Annotated in this window: 13 protein-coding genes; 5 read left to right on the forward strand and 8 right to left on the reverse strand. The window is 47.0% G+C overall.

All coding sequences use genetic code 11. The features are described from left to right. Nucleotides 1-522: 522 nt before the first annotated feature. A complete protein-coding gene (galU, locus tag AYR61_RS11280) occupies nucleotides 523-1476 on the reverse strand; it encodes a UTP--glucose-1-phosphate uridylyltransferase GalU (RefSeq protein ID WP_056987840.1) in 954 nt (317 codons plus the stop codon). A gap of 1251 nt (nucleotides 1477-2727) precedes the next feature. On the opposite strand from galU, the gene AYR61_RS11285 reads away from it, so the two are divergent. Continuing rightward, a complete protein-coding gene (locus AYR61_RS11285) occupies nucleotides 2728-4008 on the forward strand; it encodes an FAD-binding oxidoreductase (protein ID WP_056987837.1) in 1281 nt (426 codons plus the stop codon). Nucleotides 4009-4062: 54 nt separating this feature from the next. Then, the gene (locus tag AYR61_RS11290; RefSeq protein ID WP_054707649.1) at nucleotides 4063-4482 is read left to right on the forward strand and encodes a MerR family transcriptional regulator; all 420 of its coding nucleotides are present in this window, start codon (nucleotides 4063-4065) and stop codon (nucleotides 4480-4482) included. A gap of 19 nt (nucleotides 4483-4501) precedes the next feature. Here the strand turns inward: AYR61_RS11290 and AYR61_RS11295 are convergent, their stop codons facing one another. The 3 genes from AYR61_RS11295 to AYR61_RS11300 form a co-directional block, all read right to left on the reverse strand. Further along, nucleotides 4502-5350, reverse strand: coding sequence for an SDR family NAD(P)-dependent oxidoreductase (locus AYR61_RS11295; protein ID WP_065903038.1), 849 nt, complete (start codon nucleotides 5348-5350; stop codon nucleotides 4502-4504). A gap of 226 nt (nucleotides 5351-5576) precedes the next feature. Beyond that, nucleotides 5577-5744 carry a hypothetical protein gene (locus AYR61_RS15215; protein ID WP_156319230.1) on the reverse strand — a complete coding sequence of 56 codons (168 nt, stop codon included), beginning with the start codon at nucleotides 5742-5744 and terminating at the stop codon, nucleotides 5577-5579. Nucleotides 5745-6154: 410 nt separating this feature from the next. Next, nucleotides 6155-6919 (reverse strand): SGNH/GDSL hydrolase family protein, encoded by a 765-nt coding sequence (locus AYR61_RS11300; protein WP_065903040.1) that lies wholly within the window; start codon nucleotides 6917-6919, stop codon nucleotides 6155-6157. 206 nt (nucleotides 6920-7125) lie between these two features. Between AYR61_RS11300 and AYR61_RS14965 the strand changes: the two genes are divergently transcribed. Then, nucleotides 7126-7551, forward strand: a complete 426-nt coding sequence (locus AYR61_RS14965; protein WP_404814642.1) for a MerR family transcriptional regulator — start codon at nucleotides 7126-7128, stop codon at nucleotides 7549-7551. Between the two features lie 984 nt (nucleotides 7552-8535). On the opposite strand, the gene AYR61_RS11310 is transcribed toward AYR61_RS14965, so the two are convergent. Then, entirely contained in the window at nucleotides 8536-9282 is a 747-nt protein-coding gene (locus AYR61_RS11310) for a sulfite exporter TauE/SafE family protein (protein WP_065903048.1), read from the reverse strand. 183 nt (nucleotides 9283-9465) lie between these two features. Here AYR61_RS11310 and AYR61_RS11315 point away from each other — a divergent pair, with 183 nt between their 5' ends. Continuing rightward, nucleotides 9466-10041 carry a TetR/AcrR family transcriptional regulator gene (locus AYR61_RS11315; RefSeq protein ID WP_054710457.1) on the forward strand — a complete coding sequence of 192 codons (576 nt, stop codon included), beginning with the start codon at nucleotides 9466-9468 and terminating at the stop codon, nucleotides 10039-10041. Nucleotides 10042-10115: 74 nt separating this feature from the next. Here the strand turns inward: AYR61_RS11315 and AYR61_RS11320 are convergent, their stop codons facing one another. The 3 genes from AYR61_RS11320 to AYR61_RS11330 all read right to left on the reverse strand — a co-directional run bounded on the left by AYR61_RS11320 (nucleotide 10116) and on the right by AYR61_RS11330 (nucleotide 12845). Next, entirely contained in the window at nucleotides 10116-11174 is a 1059-nt protein-coding gene (locus tag AYR61_RS11320) for a baeRF6 domain-containing protein (RefSeq protein ID WP_065903050.1), read from the reverse strand. A gap of 96 nt (nucleotides 11175-11270) precedes the next feature. Further along, a complete protein-coding gene (locus AYR61_RS11325; protein ID WP_065903052.1) occupies nucleotides 11271-12179 on the reverse strand; it encodes a magnesium transporter CorA family protein in 909 nt (302 codons plus the stop codon). Nucleotides 12180-12212: 33 nt separating this feature from the next. Next, a complete protein-coding gene (locus AYR61_RS11330) occupies nucleotides 12213-12845 on the reverse strand; it encodes a TMEM175 family protein (protein WP_065903053.1) in 633 nt (210 codons plus the stop codon). 215 nt (nucleotides 12846-13060) lie between these two features. On the opposite strand from AYR61_RS11330, the gene AYR61_RS11335 reads away from it, so the two are divergent. Further along, entirely contained in the window at nucleotides 13061-13411 is a 351-nt protein-coding gene (locus AYR61_RS11335; protein WP_054710466.1) for a hypothetical protein, read from the forward strand. Nucleotides 13412-13655 lie beyond the last annotated feature (244 nt).

Below are 13655 nucleotides of genomic sequence, written 5' to 3' on the forward strand. Positions count from 1 at the left end.
CGGTTTTTGCTGTTTTGACAAGTGTTATTAAACGGAACCTTCTTGAGTGCCGTGAAACCAATTGGAACCAACAGCACTTCGACACGGGGAAAGTGAGCAAAAAATATGTCGAAACGCGTCACAGGTTATCAACAAGATGGGATGGTCGTCAACGATTTCGTGGTGCGAGGTTGTTTGTATGAGTGGCCACCTCAATGTGACGATGCACGTTTAATTGGGAAACGTGTGAGACATCCGCTAGTCGATAACCGGTGGCTGGTCACGGATTAGTTCGGCGTTACTAACCGGTGTTTGGAAAACCAGGTGATCATCGCTCCCAGTGATGGACGCACTGGGATTTCGGCTCATACATCAGTGAGCCGGCGACGGTGACCAGTATGCGGGTGGTGGTTTGTGGTTAGCAATTATATGCCAAACCTGCCGATCAGCATGATTTCAAGTGGTTCCAGGCGTGGCACCACCTCCTTAATGGGTTTTGAAGGGGCCCAACCGTTTAACGGAGTGTAAAGTCCCTTTTTGAGATTAATGGTGCACGCTGACACTGAGTTTTGGGCGTTTTAATTCTGGGTGGGAGTGTTTGTCAGGCCGTGCAGCGTCTTCTGCATCCAGTAGCTGCGTCAGTGTTTTGAGGTAGGCGCGGAGTCCATCGCGTGTTTCAGGATGCCGCAATCCATAAGCAATATTGGTTTCCAGCCAGCCTAACTTATTGCCCACGTCGTAACGTTGCCCTTCAAACCGGTGGGCAAACACGCGCTGAGTCTGGTTCAACCGGTCGATCGCATCGGTGAGTTGCAGTTCGTTTCCCTTGCCAATTGGGGTGCGTTCTAACGCGGTAAAAATTTCCGGTGTGAAGAGGTAGCGCCCAATAATGGCGAGATCCGACGGGGCATTTTCGGGTTGCGGCTTTTCAACGAAGCGTTTGACTTGGTAAAGATCGGATGCCACTTTAGTGAGCGGATCGATCACGCCATATTTTGCGGTCTCTTCGTGAGGAACCTGCATGACGCCAAGGGTCGAGGCGCCAGTTTTTTGATAACTCTTAATGAGTTGTTGCGTGAGTGACGTTTGCCCCTCATTCAAATCATCGCCCAGCATGACCATAAAGGGTTCATTACCGATGAAATCCTTAGCGGTCAGCACGGCATCGCCCAGACCACGTGGATGGGATTGGCGGATGAAGTAGAGGTTCATGTCCGTTGTTTGCCGAACGAGATCGAGCATCTCATCCTTGTGACTGGCAGACAGGGCATCTTCAAGCTCTGGATTGGCGTCAAAGTGGTCTTCAATCGACCGTTTATTTTTGCCAATGACGATGACAATGTCTTCTATCCCCGCTTGCCGAGCTTCTTCAACAATAAATTGAATGGTTGGTTTGTCGACGATGGGTAACATTTCTTTTGCTAATGCTTTTGTAGCCGGTAAAAATCGGGTGCCAAGACCGGCAGCTGGAATAATGGCTTTACGAATTTTTTTCATGAGGAATGCGCCTTCTTTATAGAGTGTCATTTCGATTAAATGGGTCGCTCGCTGGCACTGAAACAGTACCGGCGCTGATAATGCATTTATTCTAGAACAGTGGGAAGCAGCCAAAAAGGGCGGTTGTCTAAGCCGTAAATGAACATTTTTCATGCTGAAACGGTGGCGAAGGTGAAAACCCTAATACCATCGCCTTTGAAAATGAAAAAAACTCAGAATTCAAATAATTGTCATCTAAAATACGCGTTGGGGATTTTTTAGGCTCTTTCCACTGTTAAGTGATTCAAAGTAGCGCTTTAATGACGCTTCGGAATTCTTGAATTTCTTGTCAGAAATTCAAGGATCTTCTACGTCTCCCGTGATCGTAACCGACTAAAGACCCGCCGCTAACGATCACCGACAACCACAGAGCCTGCAATGCCGAACGGCTCCACTACGCTACAATTCTGGCAGTGGTCGACATAGCTAGGAAGTCGTCATAAGTTGTCCTAAACGTTACTGGGGATTGACACTTCATGAGAAGCATTGCTGTTAATCGCCTTATTTGCACTCGAGGGCGGATTCTCTGCGAACCAGTTTTAACGCAATTGTGATGCTTAACTAGTGATAGAAAGTTGGCTCGATGTCAGTGGAATGCAGCAATTTGGCACGGAGCTGTGGTGTCGAAGATGCCAGAGTGTGTAGCAAGCCGGTCAGAATGCGGAGTGTAAGGGACTATTGGCTGAAATCCCGGGCTTGGATTTGAGTCAATAGTCCCTTACACAGTAGCGTTCCAGGCTTGCGGAACACGTTTCCGCAATAGGTCAGCTAAGCTGGTCGGTTACTGATGTGCGAGACGACTGAGATCCACTCGAGAGCTGCACAGCAGAAATCGAGTTAGCTCAGTCGCGAGCCACCACACGGAGTGCCAAATTGCGGAATGCAACGGACTATCACCTAACAATGGAAAGGCCCATTTTTAACGTGCGCAAACAACGCCGCAACTTCAATTAAAATTTCTCAGATTAAATTTATTTACCATCTCTTTCACCGACAATTTTGAATGGTTATGCTGGATGTATTCAAAACAAAACCGAAGCGATGACTCTTAGTCGCTAAGTGAAGAGAGATGGTATGTATGACACGGATAAGGGCAACAGGCAGGACAAACAAGACACTCGTTTTTAGCGCTGACCGCTCCTCAATCATGACAGGTACAAGCAAAACGGTGCCGCTTCATGGCACACTTATGATAGAAGGAAGGCGATAACCATGCTAAAGAAATTTCCCTATATTTTTGGCCTCGTCTGGGTCGTCGTTCTTTTTGTAATCCCGTTACCGCTAATTCAAGCATTGGCTGCGGGCTTACCCGGTAGAAATGCTGCTGACGCGTTGGCCATTCAACTGGGGTCAGTCGCCTATGTCTGGTTCCTGACGGCAATCTATCTGAGTACTCGCCCAAAGTGGCTGGACCGATTGATCGGGTTGCCAAACATCTACTTTATTCACGGGGTGTTGAGCCTGTTTGCGATTGGACTTGCCTTTATCCATAAGACAAATTTGCACTCGCACGGGTTGATTCAGTTAACTGGTAACTGGGCGTTTGACCTCTTTATTGGTGTAATGGTCTATTCATTGGTCTTTATGGCGGGGTGGTTCACTGCACATTTAAAGGTGATCGCTCAGCTGAAGAAGGTGCTTGAACACGTTTTTCACCACGAACTCACGATTTGGATTCACCGATTGAACATCGTGGCCGTGGTGCTTGTGTTTATTCACGTAGAATTGATCGGCTATATCACAAGTATTCACGCCTACATGGCATTGTTTTACCTGTATAGCGGCTTTACGCTGGTCGCTTACCTGGTTAAGAAATTGCGTGATTACCGCTTTTTACCAGTGGGGCACTTGGTGGAAAAACGCGCCTTAAAGGATAATTTCTATAAGTTTAAAATCAAGGTTGGCCATTTGAAATGGCGCAAGATCCAGCCTGGCGACTATGTCTTTATTAAGGTCCCTAACGTCCGTGGCCTGCGCGAATTACACCCGTTTTCAGTGGTCAACAAGGTTGGCGAAGACGGTGTCATCACATTAGCGATTCGCGGTGACGGTGATTTCACACGTCAGATCCAGTCACTTGAACTGGGGGAATTGATCCAATTTGATGGCGGATACGGCCGGTTCAACACGCTTATTACGCAAAATGATGGCGATCAGCTGGTGCTCGCAACTGGTGGAACTGGTATCGTGCCCATGCTCGCCATTATCGATGCGCACCCAGAACGACTGATCACGTTGTTCTACACGGTGCACACCGCTGCGGATCAGATCTACGTCACGCAACTGGAACACTGGGCAGCGACGCGGGCAACACTAACCGTTCATGTCCAAACGGGACGGTTTACACCGGCAACGGAGCTTCAGAAATTTACCGGTCACCGGACAACATTTTTGATTTCTGGTCCATATGCGCTGGGACAAAGTTGGGTTCGGGCGCTGCGGCAGCGGCGGATCGCCGCCAGCAAATACTACTATGAAGAATTTAATTGGTAGGACTAGCGTTCGACCCCATTGCGTGTTACCCTTAGCACAATTGGAGGTGAAACGATGCCTGAATTAACGATGACGGACGTTTGTAAACAGTTTGATATTTCAGCTTATACGTTGCGCTACTATGACAACATTCACTTGATTCCCGGCGTGATTCGAAACGACAGCGGCCGGCGTGTCTTCACGGAGGATGCGCAGGGCTGGTTGCGCTACATTATGGCTTTTCGCAGTATTGGGATGTCAATCAAGGAAATTAAGCACTATATTGCGCTGACTGAAGAAGGCACTGACACGCTGGACGAGCGTTTGGGGATGTTGGCGGATCAGCAGACGGAGATCGATGCTCAGATTGCTGCTTTAAACGATAAAAAACAATTGATTCAATGGAAAATTGATAACTACACTGCGACGAAGGCGAAACTTAAAGCCGCTTCTGAACAGCAAAAAGAAGCCGCTCCATACCAGAATTGGGTATAGGACGACTTCTTTTTTGTGCTTACATGTTACCTGTTGATTCGGTTAGGGCTGCATTTTCGGCATCACTCTTGGCGAGGGCTTCAGCGTGCTGTTTGGCAGAGGCTTGTGCATCCTTACCAATGAGGAGGTGAGTCGGTGCTTTTGGCATTTCACTCAGAGTGTAAATGGCATCAGCAACTTTGGCCGGTTCACTCACATAACGGGGATGATCTGGGTCGTTTTCAGCGTCCCAGCCGTCGTGCACGAGCTTGATCCACTGGCCAACTGTTTCAGCGTAAACGTCTGATTGAACGGCTGACATGGACTTGCCACCCCAATCAGTCCGCATCCCGCCTGGTTCAACAGTCGTGACCTGAATGTTAAATGGGGTCACTTCCGAGGCAACGACTTCAGTCAAGCCGTTGACCGCGAACTTGGCACTTTGGTAAGCGCTCAAGCCAGGACCGCCGACCCGGCCACCAATTGAACTAATGTTAATGATTCGGCCAGCTTTTTGTAGCCGCATGATCGGCAGTACGGCACGAATCGTAAATAGGGTGCCGTAAAAATCAGTATCCATCTGGGCTTTGAAGTCCGCCGTACTCATTTCCTCGGTGGCGGCCATTTGGGCGTAACCAGCGTTGTTCACCAGGACATCAACGCTGCCAAAGTGTGTCTGAGCAGTCTTGATTGCTTTGTTAACAGCATCTTCATCGGTCACGTCTAATTGCAAAGGCAACAGGTTGTCACCATACTGGCTAACTAGATCAGCTAGGGCATCAGTATGCCGTGCCGTTGCAACAACTTTAGCACCGGTTGCCAGTGCTTTCTCAGCGATGGCCCGACCTAAACCGCGGGCGCTTCCTGTAATAAACCATACATTTGTCATAATTAAAAACCTCCTGAATTTTGATTACGAGAGGTAGTATAGTTTGTTAGAGCGACTGTAAGTAAACCCAAAACACTCATTTTTTTAAAAAAAGTTGCTGCATATGGGCGAGACGTATAAAACTGGACAATCCATGATCCTTCAGGATAGGTCACCCACAACTAAAGCACAAAAAAACAGCTAAGAATCACGATTTGGATTCTTGGCTGTTTTTGCGTATCACTCATTATTTTGTTAAGAAGCCCATCATGACGTTGCTGTGATCGTCATCGGTAGCGTCCTCGTGCACTTCACCAAATTGTTCGTAGTGGGGTGCATTGACAAGGTTCTTTGATGATACTGGGTGTAAGCGAATGTCTAAACTGCTAACTTGTTGGTCTAATTCTTGCTTCAATGCTTGAAGCGTGGCGTAGTGGGCGGCAGCATCGTCAGCACTAACGGGTTAGTTGATCAAATTTTTAGCAACTGCTACTTGTTCGTCGTAAGTTAAGGTCTCTTTTAAAGTCATTTTTAAATCCCCCTATAATCGGTAAGCATTATGATGTGCCTATTATAGCAGAGTAAATTAAAATGTATAGTCTTTTCTGAAAAAAACAAGACAAAATAGCCCAATTTACATACCAATTTTCAAGTTATTTTAGATTAAACAGGATATATGAACAAAAAGCAGCAAATACTGTTTAAAACGTATTGTAAAAAAGAAATGCTTAGAAAAACTTTTCACAGCTTATGAAAGGCATAAATTATTCCAATTCAATTTAAAAGAAGCTATACTACGTGTGAGTAACCATCGCAGACTGATAATTAGTCTGTGGACGCTAGGACACGCGTCAATACCTGTTCGAAGAGTGGGGTCCAAATGGTTTGATAGCCCAGTTGAGTTGGATGTGCGTCATCCGCCATTGCCAGGGGACTCGCTGCCGTCAGGGTCTTTACCACTGGATCAGCCCAGAGGTCGAGAATGGTGAAGTGCCACTTAGCTTGTAGATGATACAGTTGGGTCACGAGCGCCGAGTAATCTGCATCAGTCTTTCGCAGACACGTATAGAAAATAATCGGTGCATCAAAGTGGTCCTGAATGTAGCTGCAGATGAATTCAATTGCGCCAAGGGTTGTACTACGATTAAAGCCAGTTCGCTGGTCATCGGGGGTGAGAATGCCCAACCCCAAATTTTGGCGACTGTCGTTGGTTGATAATTGGATGACAAACGCGTCGTAGGCGGTCGTTAAAGGAAAGTCTGTAATGAGGCGACTGACATAGGTTTTAGGGCTGTTTCCAGCCAGGGTGGTGCCGCTGATGGCTGATTTTGTGGTGATCACACCATCCTGCGCCCGCAGATAATCGACGAAAGAGACGCCATGCGCTGCTGCGCCATAGGTGATGGACGAGCCAAGGTAGCCGACCCGTTTGCCAAATAACGGTGAGGCTGGATTTAGTTTAACCTTATCCGGCCGGTATTGTGGGGCGTTCCCCAGCACGAGTGCCTTTACTGGCCGCGACATCAAGTGTGCAGCGACGATACCGGCACCCAGCAGGACGAGTTTCTTTTCAAATGAATGTCTTGTCATGTTCAAAACCTCGCTTCTCTGAAATTAAGTCAAGTGTACGCCTAAAACCTGACAGACTGTGTAAAAAAGACTAAATTGTCAGTAAAGGATTGTATTCAAATAGGCGCAGCGTGTAACAGAATGCTATAATGCTCGTTGTAGAAAAAGAGACAGGAGTGACTTAATTGGCGTTTGGTGAAGAAAATAACCCCGGTTTTTTGAAACGGATGCGCAATCTTGATATTTCAATGGGAATCGGCGAAACAAGCCGGGTGACTGAAGCCAGTACGACCCAGATTCGGTATTGGGAAAAGCGCGGGTTGATCGAATTGGTCAGCCATGGCAAGGGTCAAAATAAACGGTACAATCTCGAAAATATTTCAACGATTCTGTATCTGAAAATGATGCTGGATAATGGCTATACTTTAAATAAGGCAGCAGAAATGGCGAAGGAACGGTTAGCCAACGTGGACATCATTAGGATGTTTGTGAGCACCCGTGTCAATCGAATCGCACACGATGGTGAAAATACGTTGCTGAATTTGGGACCGCTAGAAAATGATCCAAAATTTGATGTGATTGCGGATGTGAGTGATGGTGGGGTGACGTTGAATAAGGAGGAAAATGGTAAGAGTGTGAAGCAAGGCGATTAGAGGGCGGAGTGTAAGTAACTCTGGTCAGAAAAGTCCGGGTCTGACTTTTTTGACCAGAGTTGCTTACACAGGAGCCCTCTGCCTTGCTGAACACGTTTAGACAATATGAAATGAAAGCACGACGCCGATTTATCCTATGTAACATAGAATCAGGCATTTTTGCCAGAGCCCGTTACATGGCCGCCCCTTGCCTTGCTGAACACGTTTCGGCAATGTGAAATGCGAGCACGACGCCGATTCATCCTTGTAATATAAAACCAGACTTTTTTGACCAGAGTTGCTTACACAGGAGCCCTCTCGTCTTGCTGAACACGTTTCGGCAATGTGAAATACGAGCACGACGCCGATTTATCCTTGTAACATAGAATCAGGCATTTTTGCCAGAGTCCGTCACATGGTCGCCTTACTGAACACGTTTCGGCGATTTGAAATTCAAGCACGACGCGGATTCAACCATATCAACATACCTCACAAAGAAATCACACAGTTTCAGCCATATGTCCGAATTTTAAATGTTCTGAATGAAACCAATCATGCTCTAAATTAAAAACCGACTTCAGGCAGGATCCGATAGGGTTCTGGCTTGAAGCCGGCTTTATAGGTTTGATGTAACTTCAGATGAATGGCAATTTTATTTTAAGTAAATGTTTGATTTGATTTTCTTGGCAACTGTGCCGAAACGCGTTTCGGAAAACAGAAAGCTGCGTGTAAACTGACTCAGACATGAAGGCCAAGTTCGGGCCTTCTACGTTGGTTCTCTGTCCTCGAGTCGAAACGCGTTTCGGAAAACAGAAAGCTGCGTGTAAACTGACTCTGACATAAAGGCCAAGTTCGGGCCTTCTACGTTGGTTCTCTGTCCTCGAGTCGAAACGCGTTTCGGAAAACAGAAAGCTGCATGTAAGCCAACTCTGACATAAAGGCCAAGTTCAGGCCTTTATGTCAGAGTCGGCTTACACTCCGCTTCCTCCCGTTTTCCTTCACGCTCTACCAAATGGTCTTAATCCCCATCAAAATCAACAATATCCCCATCACAGGCTTAAGTTTTCCGCCCCCGTTCTTTGAATTGCCCACGAACCTTTTCATAATATAGGGCGCAATAGCTGCGCCAATTAGTGCGCCAATCATCAGGCCGATGCCTGCGTGCCAATCCACTTGACCGCCCGCTGTGTGGAAAATGGCGCCGACGATCGTCATGAAAACGAGGACGTAGGAGGATGTTGCCACGGCGCTAACGGTGTCGAGTCCCAGCAACAAGAGCCCGGCTAAAATGGGCCCGCCGCCGCTCAGACCCGCAACACCGACCATCAGTCCACTTAGCACTCCAAAACTGCTTGCTTTTAAGCGACTGTGAGTCGGTAGTTCTGCGGTCTTACTCTGCTTATTGCGCATAATGTTAATGCCCAGCAGGACTAAAATAAGACCAACGACCCATTTATAGATTGATTCGGGAATGTAGGGTGATAGCAACGACCCTACGACAACGGCAGGGATGGTCGCCAGCAGCATTTGATTGCCAATCTTAAATTTAATCGCGTGTTGCCGGTAGTACCCAAACGACCCTAGAATAAGGGAGGGCAAGGCGGTAACGAGCGACGTTGCGGTTGCGGCTGCGGGCGCAAGGTGAAAGACCGCCGTTAAAACACCAAGGTAAATGGCGGCACCACCGCCGCCCATTGAAATGACGAAAAAACCGACGATAAGGCCGATCAGTAATAGTGATACGATTTCCAAAAAAAGACTTCCTCTCAGTTGATGCTGATCGGACTGATCCTAAATGACACCTTGTAAGTAAAGGGGGACGCCATTTATAATAGGGTGATCAGTCGCAATTAGCGTTGATTTAAATCCGTGATGATTACAATATGTTATTATAGTTTACAATATGTAAATAGCGAGCAAAACGAGGTAATTTTTATGGTTCGACAAGTTTTAACCCAAGAACGTATCATCCAAGCAGCCATGGACTGCATCGAAGCAGGGCAGAGCCCCACATTCTCAACGCTGGCGCGGACGCTTGGTACCCGGTCACAGGCGTTGTATCCGTATTTTGCGAATCAACAGGCGCTAAGTTACGCCATTTTTAACTCGGCGGCACAGCAGCTTTCTGACCAGCTGAAGACGGAACTATTTGGCCAGAGTGGTCGGGATGGTCTGTTGGCACTGGCGGTCGCTTGCCGGCGTGAAGTGTTGGCACACATTCACCTTGCGCAGTACCTACTAGGCGTGCCGCGAGATACTGAAAATCCTGATATGCAGCAGGCAACGGATGTGTTTCACGAGCTTTTGGGACGGATGATCAGTCCGGTCTATAAAAAGCCACGGGTGCGACTACTGGCGGGTAGGTGGTTGCGTGATCTAATTGTGGGTGACGCACTCAACGTTGGTTCCGGGTGGTTTCAAAACCGGGAACTGACTTCAGATGAAAGCTTTATTTGGCTAGTTAATGCGAGCTTGGACCGTTTAGCACTCGAGGATCAGCAGGTGCAATGACCAAAAGAACGCCAGTCAAACCCAGAATTGGATTTGGCTGACGTTCTTTTTAGTGTTTCATTAAAGTGATTATCCTAGTAAGTCACCGCGCTGACAGGGGCCATTTCTGGTGCCTGATCACGCAGCACAATAATTTGGTCATTCTTTGCGAGCGCTTGTGAGATCACATTGTTGATCGCATCGTAGGCTTCACGTTCCGTTGGTTCAATGTGGTGTTGTGCGTTGATGACCAGCTGCTGAATGCGGTTTTCAATCAACGCTGTGCGGATCTGACCCATTTCGGTGAGCAGCCGGTGGGTATCTAAATCAGCAACGTCGCGCGAGGTACTATCCTTTTCATGGTCGGAAATCGTTTTAGCTGCGAGCTGACCCAGTTCCTTAGTGGACAGGTCAGTGACCGAGCGGCGAATACTAATATCTGCCAAGTTGAGGCGGTTGCCGGCGACCTGCGTAAAGAGGGTCAGGTTTTGTGGTAGACCCATGAGCACGATTGGTCGGTTATCCAGTTTCGGATTAGCAGCTAAGAAGTCAACAATGATTCGGTAGTAGCGTTCTTGGTCAATGTCTTTTTCACGACTTGTTTCGTTGTGGCCGTGATACTGACTTTGACCCGGAGTAGCCTTGTAATTTAAGCTGCCGCCGCGTTTTTCTGTCCCGAGGGCAGTGGTTAAATTACCTGGTGAATCAGGCAGTTTTAGCGTCGTTAATTGTTGCTCCTCTAAGCGGTACAGGCTAAAATCAGTCTGTTCCAGTTGGAGTAAATAGTAGTCTTTGTTTGGTGTTTCTTTTAGGATCGATAAGAGGTCGGGACCGCCCGCCACACTCAGGTGTACGGTCTGCACACTGTTTCGCGGCAGGTACAGGATCTCATCGCCATCGAGGTTCGCAAAAATACTCAATCCCCGATATGGGAGGCCCTGGTCGAAGAGATGATTGATCTGGTCGACAATTTGATCACCCAGAATTTCCGGCGAGACCGCGGTCAGATTATGAATCTCCTGCAGGGCGTTCTTCAATTTCAGTTGCTCAGTTTCTTGATAATTGAGCTTATCAAGGTTCACACTCAAGGTTAGTACAGAAGCTTCAGGTCGTTTCAAAGTTGCGAGTTCTTTTAGCGTCACCATTTTTGCCATACACATGCACTCCTTTTTATGTCGTTAACTTGATTATACCCGTTAATTGTGACGAGAGTGTGAAGTTTTATCGAAAACGGTTCCATTGACGCTAAATTAAGGCTTGTGATGGAATTTAATGGTCAATAATAGCCAAACGATTGCGGCGAGTGAGAGGCCAACCACAATCAGCCAGGCATCGTTTAATCCCGCTAATGGCAGCTTAACGTTCATGCCGTAAAACCCGGTAACGATCGTTGGTACCGCCATGGTCAGCGACCAAATTGTGAGAAACCGCATCGTGTCATTCAGATTATTGTTGATGATGGAATCAAAGGTGTTAATGATCCGGTCAACCACCTGCGATTCGTTTTCAATCATGCGACGCACCTGGTCCGCTTCAATGGCAACGTCCTCAAGCTGATCACGCTCGTAACTGGAGTTGTTGACGCCAAAGTAAGTCCGCGGAATCCGGACGAAGAGGTCACTGTTTGATTCAACGGCGCTAAAGAAAAAGGTCATCGTCTGCCCCAGGTTAGACAGGTCGACCAGCATGTTATTTTTCGGATCGCGATTCAGTTGTTTATCCAGCTGGTTACGCTGTTTTGTCACCTGTTTAATGATGGGAATGTAACTATCAATGAAGGCAAAAAGAGCTTCTAAAATAAAACTGGCGGGGGTCGTGACCTCATCATCAACGGCCGCCTTGTCCAGCGCCTTATCAACGAAATCAAGGTTGCTATCATTAAACGTGAAGATTCGGCCTTTATGAATTAAAAACCCAACCGGCCGCGCGATATAGCGCATTTTTTCACCCTTTAATCGGTAGGGCACTAGCGCAATCAGGAGCTGTTGGTTGTTTTCCGGGTCGTAGACGTAATTGGCGCTTTCATCTTTATCAGTGACGTAGGTAATGACGTCGTCGGTAATCCCATAATCGTCCATGAGTGTCTGCTGTTCTGGCACGGTAAGCGCGGAAGTGGCGATCCACTCAAAGCCGGCCAGTTGTTTTGCGGGTTTGATCAAAATGAAGATCCTCCTATACGAGTTCGGTAACCGTTAGTGATGTGTTGTTGGGTGCAGCCGGTCTAGTGACCGTCCCATTCTTAAATACGCAAAAAAGTGAAACACGATCTCTAAAATTAAGAGGGCGGCGCTCAGACTGATCGACCAAAACGACGAGAGGATTGCGACGCCATAAATCAGAATACTTTTGACAGGATCTAGTTTGATACTGTCATAAAACGTCTTCGGGATTTGGTGACGGTGTAATTCTGGGTGGCGATGGATGTAAAGGTACATCAGGTAAAAGGTTGCCGAAATGAAAAGGGCAACGATGTCATACATCACAAAAGCCGTTTGCAGGTCGGCCCGGTTTCCAGTAGTCAGGGTCGCGCCTAGAAGGGACATGGGGTAGTCGATGAGGGTGATACTAAAGAGCATCAACAAATTCAACATATTGACGTTCCGGTCAATTCGCGTTAATAATGAAAAATAATCATGGTGAAATAACCAGAGCGTGCCCACGTAAAGGTACGAAAATAGGTAAGAAACGAACGTTGGCCCCTGGGTATCCAGCGCGGCCAATAAGTGGCCTGTTTTAAACACGGGAATATGAAATTCAAGCACTAAAATCGTAATGAGAATTGCAAAAACACCATCACTAAACGCGTTAAACCGGTCTGTTTCCATGACGTCCCCTCCTATTCAGCTTAATTTCATCTTAGTTGAAAGCAACTGATTATTCAATCATCATGTTTTAAACAAAATAGTTGACAAATGCGTTATTTTTCACTAGTATGTTATTTTTAGAACTACTTAAAACTGTTTATTATGCCATGAAGACTTTTCTTGAATATGGTATGATTAACCTTAGAAGATAGTGCTTACATTTTAATCGTTGGGAGGTGGTTACCGTGCTAAATAGAACTAAACAGTACTTAAAAAACCGTAACTATCATTATCAAAAGTCCTATATTCGACCATTGATGACGCCGGAATCTGTTTACGTGTTTAAGTTTGGTCGCGAGGCATTAAACAATCGGGTAATCATTCGATACAGTCATACGTGGACTGGTCGACAACGGATTAATGAGATTGATCTGCGCTTGCATAAGCAAAAGCATCCCCGCATTTTCCGCACAGAAACCGAATTACTAGATTACCTAGAGTCACGCTTACCACAGCGTGAAAAAAAGGAAGCCGATAAAGACGATCGGCAAACGCAACAAAACAAACAAACAGACGCATCCAAGTGAGGGTGCGTTTTTTTGTAGAGTGCGGAGCAAGGCGGGTTAGGGGCGGTGTGTAACGGACTCTGGTCTAAAAGTCCGGGTCTGACTTTTAGACCAGAGTCCGTTACACGTTAGCCCCGTGCCTTGCGGAGCACGTTTGGGCAATATGGCAGCAGAGAGCGGTAGCCAGTACCATTCAGGAGCAGAAATGTCTGGGCCTGGCATTTTTGTCAGAGTTGGCTTAGGCAGGAGCCCTCTGCCTTGCGGA

It is taken from the genome of Secundilactobacillus paracollinoides (assembly GCF_001702155.1).
In the GTDB taxonomy this organism is placed as follows: domain Bacteria; phylum Bacillota; class Bacilli; order Lactobacillales; family Lactobacillaceae; genus Secundilactobacillus; species Secundilactobacillus paracollinoides.

Coding starts and splice junctions, on each gene's coding strand:
- galU (WP_056987840.1), bottom strand. CDS start 1,476: ATGAAAAAAATTCGTAAAGCCATTATTCCAGCTGCCGGTCTTGGCACC.
- AYR61_RS11285 (WP_056987837.1), top strand. CDS start 2,728: ATGCTAAAGAAATTTCCCTATATTTTTGGCCTCGTCTGGGTCGTCGTT.
- AYR61_RS11290 (WP_054707649.1), top strand. CDS start 4,063: ATGCCTGAATTAACGATGACGGACGTTTGTAAACAGTTTGATATTTCA.
- AYR61_RS11295 (WP_065903038.1), bottom strand. CDS start 5,350: ATGACAAATGTATGGTTTATTACAGGAAGCGCCCGCGGTTTAGGTCGG.
- AYR61_RS11300 (WP_065903040.1), bottom strand. CDS start 6,919: ATGACAAGACATTCATTTGAAAAGAAACTCGTCCTGCTGGGTGCCGGT.
- AYR61_RS14965 (WP_404814642.1), top strand. CDS start 7,126: ATGCGCAATCTTGATATTTCAATGGGAATCGGCGAAACAAGCCGGGTG.
- AYR61_RS11315 (WP_054710457.1), top strand. CDS start 9,466: ATGGTTCGACAAGTTTTAACCCAAGAACGTATCATCCAAGCAGCCATG.
- AYR61_RS11320 (WP_065903050.1), bottom strand. CDS start 11,174: ATGGCAAAAATGGTGACGCTAAAAGAACTCGCAACTTTGAAACGACCT.
- AYR61_RS11330 (WP_065903053.1), bottom strand. CDS start 12,845: ATGGAAACAGACCGGTTTAACGCGTTTAGTGATGGTGTTTTTGCAATT.